Raw genomic sequence first — 19058 nt, forward strand, 5'->3', positions numbered from 1 at the left:
CTCGCGGAGGGCAAGGGTGCCCGGTGCGATCTGGCGAGCCAGTCGCAGCCATACGGAGGACAAACGCACATACGGTTGAGCCGACGATGTCATGCGCTGGAAACCGTCACGCCCCCTGCCTGTGCGCCAGCGACACGGCCCAAGCTTGGGCACAGGATCTTGAGGGACGGTGTCAGGGGAGGGAAGGTTTACGGATCATCGGTCGGTATAGAGATAGTCGCGGGTGTTGGGCACGGTTTCGCGCCGCTTCGCCAGCTGGATTTGATAGACGACGTGGCTGTAGGCGTCGAAGCTGACCTCGGCGGCGACGAGGTAATAGCGCCACATGCGGATGAAGCGGTCATCGTACATGGCAAGTACGGTGTCGATATTGGCTTCGAACCGGTCCTGCCAGTGGCGCAGGGTTTCGGCATAATGGCCGCGCCAGACCTCGATATCGCCCTGCCAAAGTCGTGTCGCCTCGATTGACGGCAGGAGTTCGGACAGGGACGGTGTGTAGCCGCCCGGAAAGATGTATTTCGCCAGCCATCCCGACGTCGTCGTCGGCGGACCACAGCGCCCGATGGAATGGATCAGCGCCACGCCATCGTCGGTCAGCAAGTCGTCCACCTTGTTGAAATAGGTCGCGTATTGCGGAACGCCGACGTGTTCCAGCATGCCCACGGAGACGATCCGATCATAGCGACCCGAGAGGTTGCGGTAATCCTGCAAGCGGAAGTCGATCTGATCGGTCAGCCCGGCCTCCTTGGCGCGGGCCGTAGCCGTGGCGTGCTGATTCTCGGACAGGGTGACCCCGGTGACATGCGCGCCATAATCGCGGGCCAGCGTCAGGGCCATGCCGCCCCAGCCACAGCCGATATCGAGAACGCGCATCCCCGGTTCAATTCGCAGCTTGGCGGCGATATGGTCCTTCTTGGCTTGCTGCGCCTGTTCCAGTGTCATTTCGGGTTCACGAAAATAGGCGCAGGAATACTGTCGGTCGTCATCCAGGAAAAGGGCGTAGAAATCATCGCCCAGATCGTAATGATGCGCCACGTTGGTACGGGATTTGCGCGGGTCGTTGGCCTGCATGACGCGACGGATGGCAAAGCGGGCACGGTATCCGGCGGCGATGAGCGGCGGCATGATCGACCGCCCGCCATTGATTGCGAACAGGGTGAACATCTCGCGCAGAGTGCCTTCCTCGACAGTGAGGGTGCCGTCCATATAGGCTTCGCCCATGGCCAGTTCAGGGTTGCGCACCAGATCGCGCAGGCGTGATTCGTCGGTCAGCTTCAACGTGATCGAGGGGCCATTGTTGCCCGAACCGAATACGTGGCGTGTGCCGTCCGGCATGATCGCGGTAAGTTGCCCCTTACGGGACAGTCGCTTGAGCATCGTCAGTACTATTGATTGCCACATATCAGCAGTCCTTTTTGGTGGACCCATGGGCGGGTCTTTGCCGCAGAGAACGAAATCTGTCGCGCAGGAGCAAGAGCATGACAATTCAGTGCATATTGTCGGCGGGAGAGTGGGAACGGAACCTTCGCGCCGAGGTTGGGACGCGGAACATTCGATTTCACACGGGAGGAGCTTAGATATGACCTTGCAAGCTGTCTTTTTCGGAGCCATCGGCACACTTGCCGAGACCAGTGAACTGCAACGCCGTGCCTATAATATGGCCTTTGCCGCCGCTGACCTGGATTGGGTCTGGGATCGGGAAAGCTATGCCCGGATGCTGCGTGAGCCGGGCGGGAAGACCCGCATCCGGACCTATGCCGAACAGGCGGGCGACCGGGTGGATGCCGCGGCCGTCCACGCCGCGAAACAGATGTATTTCGCCATGCTGCTGGCCCGCGAGGGGGTCGATCTGCGTCCCGGCGTCGGCGACCTGATCAACGCGGTCCAGGCACGGGGTCTGTTGCTGGCTTTGGTCACCGGCACGGACGCTGCACAGGTAGATGGGTTACTGGCAGCGTTGCCGATTTCGCGCGATGACTTCGACTGGGTCGGTGACCGGACACGTGCGGCGCGGGGAAAACCTGCGCCCGACCTCTACTACGCGGCGATGGATGATCTGGGCCTGTTGCCGCACCATGTTCTGGTGATCGAAGACACGCCCGAAAGCGCGCAGGCCGCCGTCGATGCCGGGCTGGCGACCATCGGTTTCGCGGGCGAAGCGGCGCGGGGCCGGGCCTTTCCGGCAGGCGTCGAGATCGTCGACCGGCTGGACCGGGATCATCTGAACCGAAGCAGCCGGGCCAGTGTCATCGCTGCCGAGTAGGTTGACACCCGGCAAGGGGCCGTGTCGATAGGGCCAACCCTGACGACCCCTTGCCGGAGACCCGATCATGCATGCCTTTCGCACCCACACCTGTGCCGGTCTGACCAAGGACGATGTGGGTGAAACCGTCCGTTTGTCGGGCTGGGTCCACCGTATTCGCGACCACGGCGGCATCCTGTTCATCGATCTGCGCGACCATTACGGGATGACGCAGGTCTTGTGTGACCCCGACAGCCCGGTGTTCGCGCAGATGGAGAAAGTGCGTGCCGAATGGTGCATCCGCATCGATGGCACGGTGAAGGCGCGCGACGCGGAACTGGTGAACCCCAAGATACCGACGGGCGAGATCGAGGTTTTCGTGCGCGATATGGAAGTGCTGGGCGCGGCGGACGAATTGCCGCTGATGGTGTTCGGCGATCAGGAATACCCCGAGGAGACGCGGCTGAAGTATCGCTTCCTCGACCTGCGTCGCGAACAGATGCAGAAGAACATGATCCTGCGTTCAAATGTGGTAAGATCGATCCGTAACCGTATGTGGGAAAAGGGTTTTCACGAATTTCAGACGCCGATCATCACGGCCTCGTCGCCGGAGGGCGCGCGGGACTTTATCGTGCCGTCGCGCCTGCATCCGGGCAAGGTTTATGCCCTGCCGCAGGCACCGCAGCAGTTCAAGCAGCTTCTGATGGTGTCGGGGTTCGACAAATACTTCCAGATCGCGCCCTGTTTCCGCGACGAGGACCCCCGTGCCGACCGCTCGCCCACCGATTTCTATCAGTTGGACATGGAGATGAGCTTCGTCTCACAACAGGATGTTTTCAATACGATTCAGCCCGTGGTCGGCGGGCTGTTCGAGGAGTTCGGGGGCGGTCGCAAGGTCGATGCCGACTGGCCGCTGATTTCCTACAAGGATGCGGCGCTGAAATACGGCACCGACAAGCCGGACCTGCGCAACCCGATCGAGATGCAGGACGTGTCCGGGCATTTCAAAGGTTCGGGCTTCGCGATCTTCGCGTCTTTGCTGGAGAAAGAGGGTACCGAAATCCGCGCCATTCCCGCGCCGACCGGCGGGTCGCGCAAGTTCTGCGACCGGATGAACAAGTTCGCGCAGGAGCAGGGTTTGCCGGGGATGGGGTATATTTTCTGGCGTGATCAGGGCGACGGCTTGGAAGCCGCGGGTCCGTTGGCCAAGAACATCGGGCCCGAGCGGACCGAGGCGATCCGCCAGCAGCTTGGCCTCGGCGTCGGCGACGCCGCGTTCTTCCTCGGCGGCAAGGCCTCCGACTTCGAAGCCGTTGCGGGGCGAGCGCGCACCGTTATCGGCGAGGAACTGGGTCTGATCGACGAAGACCGCTTCGCCTTTGCGTGGATCGTCGACTTCCCGATGTACGAGCGCGACGACGACGGCAAGCTGGACTTCAGCCACAACCCGTTCTCCATGCCCCAAGGCGGAATGGAGGCGCTGGAAGGCAAGCCGGAGGACGTGCTGGGATATCAGTATGATCTGGCCTGCAACGGATATGAGTTGATTTCCGGCGCGATCCGGAACCACCGCCCGGAGATCATGTTCAAGGCGTTCGAACTGGCTGGATACGGCAAGGACGAGGTGGAAAAGCGGTTCGGCGGCATGGTCAAGGCATTCCGCTATGGCGCGCCACCCCACGGTGGCTGTGCGGCAGGCATCGACCGGATCGTGATGTTGCTGGCGGACGAGGCGAACATTCGCGAGGTCATCCTGTTCCCGATGAACCAGCGGGCCGAAGACCTGATGATGGGTGCCCCGTCCGAGCCGGTGGCCGGTCAGTTGATGGAGCTGGGCCTGCGGGTCGTCCCGAAGGACTGACGCAGGCTGGAACACAGGCGCGGCGGCCCCCCTGTGCAAGGGGAAGCCGCGCGCCTATCTTGCCGTCATGATCCCCACACTGGCCGCCATTCGCTTTGGAACCGGGTTGTCGCCCGACTTGCCCTCTCCGACCGGGGCCAACGCACTGTTGTCGCGCCTGGGCGGAGCGGACGAGATGCGGGCGGCCTTTCCGATTGAATCCTGGACGGCGCGGGCCATCGCCATCCGCGACCACGGGCGGCTGCGCCGGGCGCGCCGCGACAGCGATGCGGCGAACGAAGCGTATCGCGTCGCCGACCGCGCGTTGAACGATGGCTATCACCACGATTTGCGGCAGACGCTGTCGCGTGCCGCGATGACGCGCGACGGGATGCGCGAACGCCTGCACTGGTTCTGGGCCGGGCATTTCGCCGTGACCGAGGGGCGTGGCGCGTTGCGGCGCAATGTCGGATCATACCATGACGAGGCGATCCGACCCTATCTAACGGGCGATTTCGCCACGCTGCTGACGTCGGCGGTGACACATCCGGCGATGGTATCCTATCTGGATCAGAACAAGTCGATGGGGCCGAATTCGCCGCGCGGGCGGCGGGGCGGCGGGCTGAACGAAAACCTCGCCCGCGAAGTGCTGGAACTGCATACGCTGGGCGTCGGGGCGGACTATACGCAAACCGACGTGCGGGAGTTGGCGGAGCTTCTGACGGGTCTTGATTTCGACAAGGCCGGGCAGGCACGCTTCACTCCGAACATGGCTGAGCCGGGGGCCGAAACCGTCCTGGGCCGCAGTTACGGCGGCGATCGCCCCAACCGGCATGATATCACCGCCGTCCTGCGCGATCTGGCGGTGCATCCCGCAACGGCGCGGTATCTGTCGGGCAAGCTGGCCGCGCATTTCGTGGCGGATGTGCCGCCGGGCGATCTGGTAGAGGCGATGGCTGCAACATGGCTGGCGACCAAGGGAAACCTGATGGCTGTCTATGGCGCGATGCTGGAGCACCCGGCCGCCTGGGTGCCGGAATTGCGCAAGGTGCGCCGACCGCTGGACATGATGGCGGCGGCGTTGCGCGCGACGGGGGCGGGGTCCGCGCTGCCGGACCAGACGACGCGCCAGATCCGCAAGCGCGTGACTGAACCGCTGACGGCCATGGGTCAGCCTTGGCTGCGCCCTGCCGGGCCTGACGGCTGGCCCGAGGAAGCGGAGGCGTGGATCACCCCGCAGGCGCTGGCGGCGCGTCTGGAATGGACGATGGGGTTGGCGGGCCTTTTGAACCCGGTGCCGGACCCGCGTGCATTCGTGGTGCAGGCGCTGGGACCTCTGGCCGGGCCGCGCACGGTCTTTGCGGCAGAAGCAGCCGAAGATCGGATTGCGGGCATAGCACTGGTTCTGTCGTCGCCGGAGTTTCAGCGGAGATGAGTGCGATGCCCGATGATCTGTCCCGGCGCCGGATGCTGTCGCTGCTGGGCTGTTCGGCGGCGGCGTTCCCGCTGGCCACGCCGATGGCCTTTGCCGCATTGCCGTCGGACAACCGGCTGGTCGTCGTGATCCTGCGGGGTGCGATGGACGGGATGGACGCACTGCAACCCTATGGCGACCCCGATTTGGAGCGGATGCGACCGGGGTTCGATATCGGGCCGGGGGCAGGGGCCTTGGACCTGACCGGATTTCACGCGCTGCATCCGGCGATGGCGCCGCTGCTGCCCTTGTGGCGGGACGGGCACCTGGGGTTCGCGCAGGCGGTCAGCACCCCCTATCGGGGCAATCGCAGCCATTTCGACGCGCAGGACGTGCTGGAGGCGGGGACTGCGGGCGATGTTCCACCGCTGGCGGGGCGCGACGGCTGGCTGAACCGTCTGCTGCCGCTGATGCCGGGGGCACAGGGACGGACGGCCTTTGCCGTGGGCCGGGACGAGATGCTGATCCTGCGCGGCCCGGCGGCGCATTCCAGTTGGGCACCGGATGCGCGGCTGGACATGGCCCCGGCGACGGCGGACCTGTTGCTGCACATTTATCAGGACGACGCGCTGTTTCGCGAAACGGCGACGGCTGCGCTGGGGTTGGCGCGGGCGACGGGAAACACCGAAGGGCGCGGAACGGATGCTCTGTTCGCCTTTGCCGCCGCGCAGTTGCGGCAGGACGCACGGATCGCGGCGCTGAGCCTTGGCGGATGGGACAGTCATCGGGGGCAGGCGCGGCAAGTCACGCGTGGGCTGACGGCGCTGAGCGAAGGCGTGCTGCGGCTGAAGGCGGATCTGGGCCCGGAGTGGGATCGCACGATGATCGTCGCCGTCACCGAATTCGGGCGCACGGCCTTCCAGAACGGCACGCAAGGCACCGATCACGGCACGGGCGGGACGATGATTCTGGCGGGCGGCGCGCTGAAGGGCGGACAGGTCTGGGGCGATTGGCCCGGTCTGGCCGAGGCGCAGCTTCTGGACCGGCGCGACCTGATGCCGACGCGGGATGTGCGGGCCTATCTGGCCTGGGCGCTGCACGGATTGTTCGGAACCGATCGGTCCGCGCTGGCATCGGTGGTTTTTCCGGGACTCGACCTTGGCCCGGACCCCGGCGTTCTGGCCTAGAGTGGCAATTGCATCTTCACGACCGGGAAGGACACACCGCCGCCGATGTCGGCGTCGATGTTCTGCACCGGCATGAAGCCCAGCCCGGCATAAAAAGACTGCGCCGTCGTTGTCGACAGGCACTCCAACCGATCCAGGCGGGTTGCCCGTGCCTCGGCGAGAACGTGTTTCATCAGGTGTGCGGCATGGCCCCGACGCAGATGGCGCGGGTCGGTGGCCACATGGCGCACATGTCCGACCGCATCCTCCTGAATTGCCGTCGGATAGCCGCGCGACCAGCCCCCGACGCAGATCACCTCGCCGTTTTCCTCGATCAGGTGATAGGTGCCACTGGCCAGAAGGTCCGGATTGGACTTCGCAATCAGCGGATGCGCGGCGCGCAGAGTGGCGGCAGGATAGTCCCGCGCCAGCATCTTCGGATAGACACGCGACAGCAGCGCATCCACCGCCAGACGATCCGACAGGTCGGCGGGCCTGAGGGTCAGGGTAAGGGTCATGAACAACCTCCATTGCGAAACAAAAAGAGGCCGTGCGGATAACCGCACGACCTCTCTCACATTCTCGCAAATAAGGTTAAGAAGCCCTTACTTGATTTTGCCTTCTTTATATTCGACATGTTTCCGCGCAACGGGGTCATACTTCCGCACCGACATCTTCTCGGTCATGGTACGGGCATTCTTCTTCGTCACGTAGAAGTGGCCGGTGCCGGCCGAGGAATTCAGCCGGATCTTGATCGTGGTTGGCTTCGCCATCTGGGTGTCTCCTGCAACGGGTCGGGGCCGCGTGGTCGGGCCGCCGCTTAATCCGGAAGCTGCCTTCTAGCCGCTGGACGTGGGGTGTCAACCCGAAGCGGATGCCGGTTCGCGGTCCAGATCGACGACAATCAGATCGCCTTCCGGGGCCAGCTTCATCCGGACCTGACGCGTGTCATTCCGCTTCTGTGCATAGCTGAGGTCCAGTTTCAGAACGACCACACCTTCGATATGGACGCGGCGCAGGGCAGCCATCACGGCAGGACGCTCGGACGGGTGCCAGAAACTCGCAAAGGCCAACCCGTTCAGATCGTCCTTTTCGTCAAAACCGAGGTCGCCGAGCAAAGCCGCGCCAAACACGGCGATACGACCATCGCAATGGATCAATCCACGTCGTGATTTTCGGGATTCGAGCAAATCGAGCGCAGCGTCAGAAAGGGCATCCGGCCCGGACAAGGATGGCAGAGGCGTCTGTTCCATCTGTTCCATCGCAATTCCCGACTTCCTTCATACCCCGATCCCTTAACAGGAAGAGCCGACACTGACCGTGTGGCAAGTCCGATGGTGCGGATTCGTTAATAATCTTGAGAGCGTCGGCTTAATGTCGCCGATATCGGGTCAAAACAGGATGTGCGGGGAGCCTGTAAGCCGGATTCTGTTCCCCGGATCGCTCCGGTTCGACGACCATTCCTCTGGACCGCGAATCGCTTCGCGGCCTCCAGCTGCCAACCCGGACCCCTTCGGCAAAGCACCGATGCCCGAAGGCGCGGGGTCCCTATTTGGCATTGCTCCCGGTGGGGCTTGCCATGCGGGGAACGTTGCCGCCCCCCCGGTGGGCTCTTACCCCACCGTTTCACCCTGACCCCCGTCCATTGCAGAGCAATGTCGCGAAGGCGGTCTGTTCTCTGTGGCGCTGTCCGTCGGGTTACCCCGCCCGGGCGTTACCCGGCACCGTCGCTTTGTGGAGTCCGGACTTTCCTCCCGCAAGGGTTTCCCCCCGCAGGCGGCCGTCCGGCCCCCCGCACAAGGGGCGGAGTATGCGGCAGCGCGAGCCGCGTCAACGAAAATGGCCGCATTGGAAAGATAGGCGATGACTCGAACACAAATATTCGGAAATAGAAGCGGATCAGGCCGGAAAGCGGTGGGCAAGATCCGCGGCCAGTCCCGCATCAGTCGCGTCGAGGGGACCCTGCGCGCCGGGTCGGAACCGCAGGCGGAAGGCGGCCAGCAGCGTTTCGTTATCGACGGAGGATGTATAGCCGAAGGTGCGGGCGTGGCGGCGGAAAGCTTCGGGGTCGGCGGGCACTGACCTGGGCCAGACGGCAAGACCGCGACGGGCAAGACGTTGCCAGTCGAACCGCTTGCCAGGATCGATCTTGCGGCCGGGGGCGCAGTCAGAATGACCGATAACGCCCTGGGGCGGGATGCCGTATCGCGCCATCCGGTCGTGCAGGAGGGCTTCGAGAGCGTCCATTTGCGGGGCGGGAAACGGGGAGTGACCGTCGTTTGACAACTCAATGCCCAGCGAGCGGGAGTTCACGTCGTCCGATCCGCCCCACTGACCCGCACCTGCATGCCATGCCCGCCGGTCGTCGGGGACGAGCCGGGTGATATCGCCGCTTTCTCCGATAACGTAGTGGCAGGAGACCTCGGTTTCAGGATCGCACAGGCGCTTGATCGCCGGATTTGGGCCGCCCTGCATTGCCGTGTAGTGGATCAATATGAGGTCAGGCGCCGCCACACCCCCCTTGCGGGGACCGTGGTTCGGGCTGGGGCAGTCGCGAATGATAAGCGGGCTCACTGGTTTTGGACGAGGTCCCGCACGACCTGCGGATCCCAGGCGCAGGCGTTGCCGTCGCCATCGGGGTCGAGGCCCAGTTTGTCGCGGTCCGGTCCACCGGCGGCGAGGAAATCTTCCTGGGCGATGTCGTCGCTGCGGTAGTTTTGACATTTCACGGCCGCGGCCCGTTCCGAGGCGCGAAATCCGCGACGATAGGCTCCGCTCGTGCCGACGGGCCGCGACGGGCCGAGGGCGTAGGCGAAGATGTTCGGCCCGGTCGAGTCGGGGCGTTGCAACTCGGTCGGTGTGACCAGCTGATATCGCTGGCGCGCGGCGCGCAGGCGTTCGGCGTCGGCGGCCATGTCACGCTGTGCGGTGACGGCATTGAAATCCTGTTCACGGCTGATCGACGGATTATCACGGTCAAGGTTGAGATCGGTCGATGCCGTCGTGATCGTTTGCGGCTGCTGCGCGGGGGATGTCGTCGGGGATGTCGTTGCCGCCGGTCGACCAAGGGCCACGCGGGTCTGGCTGGCCAGGTCTTCGGCTTCGGACGGGGCGGCGGAGGCGACCGCGGTGCCGGGCGCGGGCGGGAGGACCGAGGCCTGCGGTCTCAACGGGGATTGCCCGCTCAACTGTGCGTCGCGCCGCTGCGCAATCTGTTCGGGCGTATCGAAGCCTACGCCGCGCGCGCCGCTTTCGGGCAGGGGCGGTTCGCACGCTGTAACAAGTGTCGCGGCCGCTAGGCCAACAATGATCCTGATCGTCCGCATGTCTGCCCCGACGTTTGTTTTGCGATCCCTACCACCACTTGGCGGGCTGCGCCACGAATCCGGCACGGTCTTCGAGGCATTGTGCGACATTCAGCAGGGCCCCCTCTTCCCAGGGCCGTCCGATGAGTTGCAGACCCATCGGCAGGCCTCTGCGATCCTGTCCCGTCGGCACGGCAATGCCGGGCAGACCGGCCAGATTTACCGTCACGGTAAAAATGTCGTTGAGATACATCTGGATCGGATCGGCGTCGGTCATCGACCCCAGTTCGAACGCAGACGAGGGCGTGGCGGGCGTCAGGATGGCGTCGATGCCATCGGCGAAGACCGTCTCGAAGTCGCGTTTGATCAGGGCGCGAACCTTGCGGGCCCGGTTATAGTAGGCATCGTAGAAACCCGCCGACAGGACATAGGTGCCGATCATGACGCGGCGCTGCACCTCCGGCCCGAAGCCCTCGGCGCGGGTCTTTTCGTACATCTCGGTGATGCCGTCGCCGGGGCCTATGTCGGCACGGTGGCCGAAGCGCACGCCATCGTAGCGCGCCAGATTTGACGACGCCTCGGCCGGGGCGATGACGTAATAGGCGGGCAGGGCGTATTCGGTATGCGGCAGGCTGATGTCACGGATGATCGCACCGGCATCCCGCAGCATCTGGGTGCCTTGGCTCCAAAGCGTTTCGATTTCCTCGGGCATGCCGTCCATGCGGTATTCGCGCGGAATGCCGATGGTCTGGCCCTTGATGTCGCCGGTCAGCATCGCCTCGAAATCGGGCACGGCCAAGTCAGCAGAGGTGCTGTCCTTCGGGTCGTGCCCGGCCATGGCTTCCAGCATGATCGCGCAGTCACGCACGCTGCGGGTCATCGGCCCGGCCTGGTCCAGACTGCTGGCGAAGGCGACGACGCCCCAACGGGAACAACGACCGTAGGTCGGCTTGATGCCGACGGTGCCGGTGAAGGCCGCGGGTTGCCGGATCGACCCTCCGGTATCGGTGCCGAGCGCGCCCAGGCACAGATGCGCGGCGACGGCGGCGGCGGACCCGCCCGAGGATCCGCCGGGCGTCAGTTCCGCGTCGGAGTTTCCGGCCTTCCAGGGGTTCACGGCATTGCCGTAGGTCGAGGTCTCGTTCGAGCTGCCCATGGCGAATTCGTCCATGTTCAGCTTGCCCAGCATGATCGACCCCGCGTCGAACAATTGCGTCGTGATGGTGGATTCGTACTCCGGCTTGAAACCTTCCAGAATGTGCGATCCGGCCTGGGATGCCACGCCCTTGGTGCAGAACAGATCCTTCACCCCGATCGGAATGCCGCACATCGCGGGCGCGTCCCCGGCCTTGATCCGCACATCGGCGTCGGCGGCCTGTTTGCGCGCAATCTCGGGTGTATGGTGGACGAAAGCGTTCAGGGCACCGGCGCTTTCGATGGCGGTCAGATGCGCTTCGGTCAGGTCGATGGCGCTCAGGTCGCCGGCGCGCAGGGCATCGCGGGCGGTGGAAATGGTCAGCTGTGTCAGATCGGTCATTCGACGACTTTCGGGACGGAGAAGAAGCCCTCGCGAGCGTCGGGCGCATTGGCAAGTACGGCCTTGGGCTGGTTGCCGTCAGTCACGACATCGGCGCGCCGCTTGAGCCTCATCGGTGTGACGGATACCATCGGTTCCACGCCGTCGACATCGACTTGCTGCAACTGCTCAATGAAGCCCAGAATGGCGTTGAATTCGCCCGCCAGTGCGTCGAGGTGGTCGTCAGGGACAGCAATGCGGGCCAACTTGGCCACGCGGCGCGCGGTTTCCTTGTCGATGGACATGGGACCTCCGGGGGAATGTTCGAGGGCGGTCTAGCGTCGGGCGCGTCGGGGTTCAATATGGGCTGCGTTCGCAGAGCGGGCCTTTCCAACGATTATGGCAGTGGTTTCGTCTGGAACAGCGTTACACGTAGCCCGCCGTGCGCGACCTGCGGTCCTGGTGACTCGAACGGCAGACCCGTGGCTTGCGCCAACGACGCCTCCGATGTGACGATAGCGACCCGCCAGCCGCGGAACCGCGATTTGAGTGATGCACCCAATGCGCCGTGCAATCCGTACAAAGGCTTCTTGTTTCCGATCCGTATGCCATACGGCGGGTTCACGATTACCAGTCCCGCAGGCCCCTCGGGCGGCTGGATGTCGCTGATAGGGCACTTCCTGAAGTCGACTAATTCGCCCACCCCCGCCCGTTCCGCGTTTGACCGCGCGGCGGTGAACGCGCCTGCATCGCGGTCCGATCCGTGGAAACGCAGAGCGGTCGGTTTCGGGCCAGTCGCTACGTCCGACATTCTGGACCACGCCAGCGCGTCGAAAGTAGCAAGCTGTTGAAATGCAAAACCTCTTGACCGTCCCGGCAACAGCCCCGCCGCGATTTCGGCGGCTTCGATCACGAAAGTTCCCGAACCGCACATCGGGTCCAGCACCGGTTCTTGACCCGAAAACCCGCTCTGCCTCAGAAACATCGCGGCCATGGTTTCCCGCAAGGGTGCCTTGCCGACTGCGACCTTGTGCCCGCGCTTGTGAAGCCCCTCGCCAGAGGTATCGACGCTGAGAACGACCAGGTTGTCATCAATCCGCGCCTTGACCGTGACCGGAGCGTCCGCTGCGATCTCGACACCAAGTTCTTCGATGAGCGCCGTCTCGATCCGCTGCTGCGCGGCCCCGGCGTGATAGATCTTGGATTTGCGATTGGTCGCAACTTCGACCCGCACCGGTACATCGGGACGTAACACGTTGCCCCACGGAAATTTCCGAGCCCGCTTGTCCAGTTGCGCCAGATGAAATGCCCGGAATTCGCCGATGCGGGCCAGTACGCGACCCGTGCCGCGCAATGTCAGGTTGGCGCGCCAGACGTCAGGCCAGTCGCCTGTGAACGTCACGCCGCCGGGCAGGGTGGTCAGGCCTTCGAACCCCGCCGTCCGCGCTTCGTCCGCCAACACGGTTTCAAGGCCCGGTGCGGCCATCAGGAAGATTTCAAAGCTCATGTGTGTCCCTAGCCGAGCCACCGGCCCTGCGGAACCACAGATCGCCTGTCAGCCGTCGATGGCCAGACCGGGATAGAGCGGCTCGTAAATCGGCTCCAGCGTGGCAGTGTCGAACAGCGAGGATACGGACGTGCCGTTCCAGATGTTCAGGATCGCCTGCGTCAGCATCGGGGCGGTCGGCACGATACGGATGTTCTTGCAGTCCTTGATGGCCTGCGTGGGTTCAATGGAATCGGTGATGACCAGCGATTTCATCTTCGAGTTGGTAATTCGCTCGACCGCAGGACCCGAAAGCACACCGTGAGTGATATAGGAGTGAACCTCCGTCGCGCCGGCATCGATCAGAACGTCCGCCGCCTTGCACAGTGTTCCGGCCGTGTCGCAGATGTCGTCGACGATGATGACCTTCTTGCCCGATACATCGCCGATGACCGTCATTTCCGAGACTTCGCCCGCCTTTTCCCGTCGTTTGTCCACGATCGACAGCGGTGCGTTGATCCGTTGCGCCAGTTCGCGCGCGCGGGCCACACCACCAACGTCGGGCGAAACGATCATCACGTCGTCCATCTGGCCCTTGAAGTGGTGCATTATGTCGAGCGCGAAGATCGGGGAAGCATAAAGGTTGTCGACCGGAATATCGAAAAAACCCTGAATCTGCGCGGCATGGAGGTCCATCGTCAGGACCCGTTCGATACCGGAGTTGGCAATCAGGTTGGCAACAAGCTTGGCGCTGATCGGGGTGCGGGCCTTGGTCCGGCGGTCCTGCCTGGCATAGCCGAAATACGGGATCACAGCAGTGATGCGCGATGCAGACGATCGGCGCAGTGCGTCCGATATGATCAGCAATTCCATCAGGTTGTCGTTGGCCGGGTTCGACGTGGACTGGACGATGAACATATCCTCGCCGCGCACGTTCTCATAGACTTCGACGAAGATTTCCTGGTCGTTGAAGCGTTCGACCCGTGCGTCGACCAACCCCGTCTTGATCCCCCTGTGCAGCGACATGCGCCGCGAGATCGCCTGGGCCAATGGCCTGTTGGCGTTGCCGGAGATGATCTTCGGATCAGGGCTTGGCATCGACATTCCTCTCGAATCGTCCGGAGTACGTTGCGCAGGGGTTAGCACCGGGCTAGCCGTTCTTCCAACCATTGGAGAACGGCCTGATGCAGATCGACTACTACTTCGCGACGATTTCACCTTTCACCTATCTGTCCGGCACCCGCCCGGCCCAAGTGGCGGCCAAGCACGGGGCTTCGCTGAACTATAAACCACTGGACATCATGGGACTGTTCGGGCGCACCGGGGGCACGCCGCCCAAGGATCGCCACGAAAATCGCAAGGCGTATCGTCTGACGGACATGCGGCGGGCGGCGGCCAAACTGGGGATGCCGATCAATCTGCAACCTGCGCACTGGCCGACCAACCCTGCACCTTCGTCCTATGCGATCATCGCCGCTATCCGTGACGGCTCGGGCGATGTGGCCGACCTGGTGGCAGGACTGACGCGCGCCTGCTGTGCCGAGGAAAAAGATATCGCCCAGGATGAGGTGATCGGCGATTGTCTTGCCGCCGCTGGCTTCGACCGTGCGCTGGTCGACCACGACATGATGCAGGGGGCCGAGACCTACGCCCGAAACCTCGAAGATGCTGTCAAGGCCGGGGCCTTCGGCGCGCCGTTCTTCATCGTGGGAGAGGAACCATTCTGGGGACAGGATCGGATCGATGATCTGGACGCCTATCTTGCTGCGGTTTGACCATAGTGGGAGGCCATCATCTTGACTCGTAACGTGCTGGGCCTGCATTGCAGTCTGGCGTCAGGTGCGGTTTTCGAGGCGCTGAGGGACGTTTTGCCAGAGGTCCTGTTTCACTGTCCGGATCTGCCAGGTCACGGCACGTCAGGGGGCTGGGACGAACTTCAGGACTTTCAGACGCAAGCTCTTGACCTTGCTATGGAGGCTGCACCCAACGGGCGGTTCGACGTGCTGGGTCACAGTTTCGGCGGCTGCCTTGCCCTGCGTCTTCTGGCAGATCACCCCGAACGGGTGCGAAGTCTCGTCCTGATCGAGCCTGTGAAGTTCGCGGCCGCCGATGCCGCGGAGCTGGAGGACCATTGGCTGGAGATGACGAGATTCGATGTGGCTATGGCGCGGGGCGACCATGTGAAAGCCGCGCGCATGTTCATGGAGGTCTGGGGCGACGGTACAAATTTCGATGATCTGAGCGATCTGCAGCGCGCTTACGTCATCGACCGGATCCCCCTGATCCCCGCGATGGCACCCAGTATTACCGAAGACATCCACGACGTATTGAACCGGCTTCCGGCGGGCAGGCCACCGACCCTGATCGTGGCGCGCCACAATCCGCCCGATATCGTCCGGTCGATTTGCGATGGCCTACAGCGACACATGCCACAGGCGAGACAGGCCCGAACGGGCAGGGGTCACATGATACCCCTTACCGACACGGGCGATTTGGCACAGGTAGTGCGGGATTTCTGGAGAGATGCGGAAGCAATGGACGACGCGGAGTAGGATGGACGCAGCCCGGTTCTTCGACTCTGCTGTCGGAGTTCTGGAATCGTCGGGCCTGACGGGCATCCGCCTGCGGTGGCTGCCTTTGCGGCTGGTCGGGCCGACCCCTTTCGGGATCGACCCTGTGGTGAACCATGGCAACCGTCGAACATGTATTCCCGAGGACCTGTATATACAGGTGGGCGCCGGGTAACGCAGCCAGGACCGCGACAGAGCCAGCTCCCTCGGAATTGCTTAAGGCCACTGGAATTATGTCCGGATGACGGGAAGCACAGAAGCACCGTATCTATCAGATAGGCTTGCGCTGGTGTGCGGGCAAGGGCAATGCCCCGCGATGGCTTAGCTGGACTTTTGTTCACCTTTCATTCACATGTCCCCTGATGACGCCCGAGATCCTCCAACCCGGTCAGTTGCTGGCCCGCGGTGTATGCCGACATCTGCGCGATCTCGATTTCACCTGTCTGGAGGAGTTTTCGCCCGAACGCGGCAAGCGGCTGGACGTCATGGCCCTGGGACCGAAGGGCGAATTCTGGATTGTCGAATGTAAATCCAGCCGCGCCGATTTTACGGCCGATGCGAAATGGTCGGGCTATCTGGAATGGTCGGATCGGTATTTCTGGGCCGTGGATCCCGAGTTTCCGGTCGACCTCCTGCCGCAGGACACAGGCCTGATCATCGCCGATTCCTTCGGGGCCGAAGTCGTCCGCATGCCCGACGCGACGCCCCTGGCTTCGGCCCGCCGCCGCGCCCTTACGTTCCGGTTCGCACGTTGCGCGGCGCTGCGGATGCAGGCGCTGCGTGACCCAATGGGGCTGATATGAAAAATCAGCGTTTGCTGGCCGCGATGGCGGCGGCGGCGCGAATTTCTTCGGCGATCTCGAGCGCGTCCTCGGGATCGAAATCCATCGGAATTTCCACACTGCCGGATTCGATGAACAGGCGCACCATTCCCTGATCGGTCGGTGCAATCTGCAGATTGGCCTCGGCGTCGGATTGATCGTTGATACCCATGAGCCGATCTCTAGACAGACCGTTGCATCCGCGCAAGGCTGCCGCCATGGCTACGGACATCCTCTCGACCGACTTCATTCAACTGCGTGATCTGCATCCCGGCGATGCGGGCTGGGTCGTGCAGCGCCATGGCGAACTATATTGGGTCGATGAAGGCTATGACATCCGGTTCGAGGGGCTGGTTGCCGGTATACTGGCGAATTTCATCAAAGAGCGCGGCCCGAAAGATCGTGCATGGATTGCAGTCGACGGACAGGGCACTCGGCAGGGCTGCGTCTTCTGTGTCTGGCCGGACGATGCGACGGCCAAGCTGCGGATGTTTCTGGTAGAACCGGCGATGCGAGGCAGTGGCCTGGCGCAGAGGTTGCTGGACGCAGTGGTGGACTGCGCGCGGTTGGGCGGCGCGACAAAGCTGGTCCTCTGGACTCATGAAAGCCACCGGGCGGCCGGCAGGCTCTATGCACGCAACGGCTTTGAATTGCTCGACGAAAAGCCGGTCGAAGCCTTCGGTCAACCCACGAAGGAACAGAATTGGGCGCTGACCCTCTGACCGCTCCACGACCCTTGCACCCCGGCGTCAGCTTCGCTAAATCGCCCGCAGTGCCGCCGTAGCTCAGTAGGTTAGAGCGCCTGATTGTGGATCAGGAGGTCCCCCGTTCGAGCCGGGGCGGTGGTACCACTCCCAAAGCGGCGATCTCTATTGCAGATCCCCGAACGCCTTTTGCATGCGCGCGACTGCCTTTTCGATGTTCGCGCGCGGTGTGGCGATGTTGAACCGCAGGAAACTCTCGCCGCCCTTTCCAAAGGTCGGCCCATGGTTCGCGGCGATATGTGCACCCTGTTCGGTGCGGTGAGTGAACTCTTCCCGCGACATGCCGGTGCCTGAAAAATCCACCCAGGACAGAAAGGTCGACTGTAACGGCACGGATTTCAGGCCCGGAATCGCATTGATCCCTGCGTCAAACAGTTTGCGGTTCCCGTCCAGGTAATCGATCAGCGCATCCAGCCATTCAGCCCCCTCGGTTGAGTAGGCGGCGGTGGCCATGAACAGCCCGAAGGAATTGGGTGATATTCCGAATGCGCCCATTTTTCTGGCAAACTGCGCCCGCAGCTTTTCGTCGTGGACGATCACGTTACCGACATGCGATCCGGCGATATTGAAGGTCTTCGTGGTAGCGGTCATCATCACGAGGCGGTCCGAGATGCCGTCGATATGCGCCATGGGAATATGCGTATTGCCGGGATAGACCACGTCGTGGTGAATCTCGTCCGCGATCAGGATCAGGTCGTGGCGGCGCGCGAAGGCGGCATATCCTTCCAACTCCTCGCGCGACCAGACCCGTCCATTCGGATTGTGTGGTGAGCACAGGATCATCAGCTTGGCACCCGTACCTTCGACCACCTTGTCCCAGGCATCGAAATCGCAGGTATATTGCGTGCCGTCGAACGGCAGTTCGCATTCCACGACCCGGCGGTCGTTGGCTTTGATCACCCTTGCGAACGCATGATAGACAGGTGTGAAAAGAACCACGCCATCACCCGGATCGGTCCATGTGTCGACGCAGAGCGCCGCGCCGTTGACCAGGCCATGGGTCGAAAAGATGGCGGACGGATCGACCTTCCACCCGTGCCGCGTCTTCATCCACCAGCAGATTGCGTCACGATACGGTCCGTCGTCGCCGAAATAGCCGAAAATACCATGATCGACCTGCCGCTGCACTGCATCGATGACGACTTGGGGCGGACGGAAATCCATATCGGCGACCCACATTGCAAGGCCGTCATCACCTGGCACGCCATAGATGTCCTCCATCATATCCCACTTGGAACAATGCGTGCCGCGCCTGTCGATGACCTGGTCGAAACGGTCATCGATCTGGGTAAGTCGGGGGTCGGCGTTCATGGAAATCTCTCCTTGGCTTGATCGGACCCTAGACCACGCGGTCGCGGTTGCAAGGCGCGGGTTGCACGACTATCTGGGCAGCCGATGAAACGTCCGATTTTGATCCACCCCGACCCTCGTCTGAAGCAGGTCGCCGCCGCCGTGTCCGATCTGTCGGACGAACGGCGCGCTCTCGCTGCCGACCTGCTGGAGACGATGTACGACGCGCCCGGCATCGGTCTGGCTGCACCGCAGGTGGGGGTGGCGGAGCGTCTGATCGTCGTGGATTGCGTCAAGGACGAGGGCGTAGCACCTCGCCCGCTGATCATGTTCAACCCCGAAATCATTGCCGCCTCGGATCGGACATCGGTTTACGAGGAAGGCTGCCTGTCGATTCCCGAGCAATATGGCGAAGTCACCCGCCCCGCCGAAGTCACCGTGCGCTGGATCGACGAGACCGGGGCGGAACGGTCGGAGGATATGGAAGGTCTTTGGGCAACCTGTGTGCAGCACGAGATCGATCACTTGGACGGCAAGCTGTTCATCGACTACCTTGGCCCGATGAAACGTCAGTTGATCACGCGGCGGATGGTGAAGCTGAAGCGCGAACTCGCGCGTGGATAAGATCTGCGCGCGGCCCGGAG

At 63.1% G+C, this 19058-nt stretch carries 21 protein-coding genes, 1 tRNA gene and 1 other RNA gene; 10 read left to right on the forward strand and 13 right to left on the reverse strand.

Features of this window, described 5'->3' with window-relative positions; translation table 11 throughout:
- Positions 1-195: 195 nt before the first annotated feature.
- Positions 196-1401 carry an SAM-dependent methyltransferase gene (locus BMY38_RS06670; RefSeq protein ID WP_092760887.1) on the reverse strand — a complete coding sequence of 402 codons (1206 nt, stop codon included), beginning with the start codon at positions 1399-1401 and terminating at the stop codon, positions 196-198.
- Between the two features lie 178 nt (positions 1402-1579).
- Here BMY38_RS06670 and BMY38_RS06675 point away from each other — a divergent pair, with 178 nt between their 5' ends.
- From BMY38_RS06675 to BMY38_RS06690, 4 genes are all read left to right on the forward strand, one after another.
- Positions 1580-2263, forward strand: a complete 684-nt coding sequence (locus BMY38_RS06675) for an HAD-IA family hydrolase (RefSeq protein ID WP_175495788.1) — start codon at positions 1580-1582, stop codon at positions 2261-2263.
- Positions 2264-2330: 67 nt separating this feature from the next.
- Complete coding sequence (aspS, locus tag BMY38_RS06680; protein WP_092760893.1) at positions 2331-4103, forward strand: aspartate--tRNA ligase; 1773 nt, start codon at positions 2331-2333, stop codon at positions 4101-4103.
- A 67-nt stretch (positions 4104-4170) separates the two neighbouring features.
- Complete coding sequence (locus BMY38_RS06685) at positions 4171-5517, forward strand: DUF1800 domain-containing protein (RefSeq protein WP_092760895.1); 1347 nt, start codon at positions 4171-4173, stop codon at positions 5515-5517.
- A gap of 5 nt (positions 5518-5522) precedes the next feature.
- Positions 5523-6683 (forward strand): DUF1501 domain-containing protein, encoded by a 1161-nt coding sequence (locus BMY38_RS06690; protein WP_092761297.1) that lies wholly within the window; start codon positions 5523-5525, stop codon positions 6681-6683.
- Here the strand turns inward: BMY38_RS06690 and BMY38_RS06695 are convergent.
- The 10 genes from BMY38_RS06695 to BMY38_RS06735 all read right to left on the reverse strand — a co-directional run bounded on the left by BMY38_RS06695 (position 6680) and on the right by BMY38_RS06735 (position 14067).
- Entirely contained in the window at positions 6680-7180 is a 501-nt protein-coding gene (locus BMY38_RS06695; RefSeq protein ID WP_092760897.1) for a GNAT family N-acetyltransferase, read from the reverse strand. The genes BMY38_RS06690 and BMY38_RS06695 overlap by 4 nt on opposite strands.
- Positions 7181-7267: 87 nt before the next feature.
- Positions 7268-7435, reverse strand: a complete 168-nt coding sequence (gene rpmG / locus BMY38_RS06700; protein ID WP_028958297.1) for a 50S ribosomal protein L33 — start codon at positions 7433-7435, stop codon at positions 7268-7270.
- Between the two features lie 87 nt (positions 7436-7522).
- Positions 7523-7924, reverse strand: coding sequence for a hypothetical protein (locus tag BMY38_RS06705; protein WP_092760899.1), 402 nt, complete (start codon positions 7922-7924; stop codon positions 7523-7525).
- Positions 7925-8063: 139 nt separating this feature from the next.
- An RNA gene (rnpB, locus tag BMY38_RS06710) (RNase P RNA component class A) lies at positions 8064-8458 on the reverse strand.
- A 103-nt stretch (positions 8459-8561) separates the two neighbouring features.
- On the reverse strand, positions 8562-9221 hold the full coding sequence (locus BMY38_RS06715) for an N-acetylmuramoyl-L-alanine amidase (RefSeq protein WP_483867449.1): 660 nt from the start codon (positions 9219-9221) through the stop codon (positions 8562-8564).
- An 11-nt stretch (positions 9222-9232) separates the two neighbouring features.
- The gene (locus BMY38_RS18360) at positions 9233-9988 is read right to left on the reverse strand and encodes a hypothetical protein (protein WP_245737514.1); all 756 of its coding nucleotides are present in this window, start codon (positions 9986-9988) and stop codon (positions 9233-9235) included.
- 28 nt (positions 9989-10016) lie between these two features.
- The gene (gene gatA, locus BMY38_RS06720; protein WP_092760903.1) at positions 10017-11504 is read right to left on the reverse strand and encodes an Asp-tRNA(Asn)/Glu-tRNA(Gln) amidotransferase subunit GatA; all 1488 of its coding nucleotides are present in this window, start codon (positions 11502-11504) and stop codon (positions 10017-10019) included.
- Complete coding sequence (gatC, locus tag BMY38_RS06725; protein WP_092760905.1) at positions 11501-11788, reverse strand: Asp-tRNA(Asn)/Glu-tRNA(Gln) amidotransferase subunit GatC; 288 nt, start codon at positions 11786-11788, stop codon at positions 11501-11503. Before gatC ends, gatA begins: the two co-directional genes overlap by 4 nt.
- Before the next feature lie 92 nt (positions 11789-11880).
- Positions 11881-12990 carry a THUMP domain-containing class I SAM-dependent RNA methyltransferase gene (locus BMY38_RS06730; protein WP_092760907.1) on the reverse strand — a complete coding sequence of 370 codons (1110 nt, stop codon included), beginning with the start codon at positions 12988-12990 and terminating at the stop codon, positions 11881-11883.
- Between the two features lie 48 nt (positions 12991-13038).
- Positions 13039-14067, reverse strand: coding sequence for a ribose-phosphate pyrophosphokinase (locus tag BMY38_RS06735; protein WP_092761299.1), 1029 nt, complete (start codon positions 14065-14067; stop codon positions 13039-13041).
- Positions 14068-14150: 83 nt separating this feature from the next.
- On the opposite strand from BMY38_RS06735, the gene BMY38_RS06740 reads away from it, so the two are divergent.
- The 3 genes from BMY38_RS06740 to BMY38_RS06755 all read left to right on the forward strand — a co-directional run bounded on the left by BMY38_RS06740 (position 14151) and on the right by BMY38_RS06755 (position 16342).
- Positions 14151-14744: a 2-hydroxychromene-2-carboxylate isomerase gene (locus BMY38_RS06740; protein WP_092761301.1), complete on the forward strand. Its 594-nt coding sequence runs from the start codon at positions 14151-14153 to the stop codon at positions 14742-14744.
- A gap of 21 nt (positions 14745-14765) precedes the next feature.
- The gene (locus BMY38_RS06745) at positions 14766-15521 is read left to right on the forward strand and encodes an alpha/beta fold hydrolase (RefSeq protein ID WP_175495789.1); all 756 of its coding nucleotides are present in this window, start codon (positions 14766-14768) and stop codon (positions 15519-15521) included.
- A 380-nt stretch (positions 15522-15901) separates the two neighbouring features.
- On the forward strand, positions 15902-16342 hold the full coding sequence (locus tag BMY38_RS06755; protein ID WP_092760913.1) for an MmcB family DNA repair protein: 441 nt from the start codon (positions 15902-15904) through the stop codon (positions 16340-16342).
- Between the two features lie 4 nt (positions 16343-16346).
- Here BMY38_RS06755 and BMY38_RS06760 read toward each other — a convergent pair whose 3' ends face one another.
- Positions 16347-16532 (reverse strand): DUF6324 family protein, encoded by a 186-nt coding sequence (locus tag BMY38_RS06760; protein WP_092760915.1) that lies wholly within the window; start codon positions 16530-16532, stop codon positions 16347-16349.
- A 46-nt stretch (positions 16533-16578) separates the two neighbouring features.
- Here BMY38_RS06760 and BMY38_RS06765 point away from each other — a divergent pair, with 46 nt between their 5' ends.
- Positions 16579-17082 (forward strand): GNAT family N-acetyltransferase, encoded by a 504-nt coding sequence (locus tag BMY38_RS06765; RefSeq protein ID WP_092760917.1) that lies wholly within the window; start codon positions 16579-16581, stop codon positions 17080-17082.
- A 52-nt stretch (positions 17083-17134) separates the two neighbouring features.
- Positions 17135-17211: transfer RNA gene (locus BMY38_RS06770), tRNA-His, on the forward strand.
- Between the two features lie 18 nt (positions 17212-17229).
- On the opposite strand, the gene BMY38_RS06775 is transcribed toward BMY38_RS06770, so the two are convergent.
- Positions 17230-18435 carry a MalY/PatB family protein gene (locus BMY38_RS06775; RefSeq protein ID WP_092760919.1) on the reverse strand — a complete coding sequence of 402 codons (1206 nt, stop codon included), beginning with the start codon at positions 18433-18435 and terminating at the stop codon, positions 17230-17232.
- Between the two features lie 84 nt (positions 18436-18519).
- Here BMY38_RS06775 and def point away from each other — a divergent pair, with 84 nt between their 5' ends.
- The gene (gene def / locus BMY38_RS06780; protein ID WP_092760921.1) at positions 18520-19038 is read left to right on the forward strand and encodes a peptide deformylase; all 519 of its coding nucleotides are present in this window, start codon (positions 18520-18522) and stop codon (positions 19036-19038) included.
- Positions 19039-19058: the final 20 nt, after the last annotated feature.

Origin of the sequence: Jannaschia helgolandensis (assembly GCF_900109285.1) — a bacterium.
Classification (GTDB): domain Bacteria; phylum Pseudomonadota; class Alphaproteobacteria; order Rhodobacterales; family Rhodobacteraceae; genus Jannaschia; species Jannaschia helgolandensis.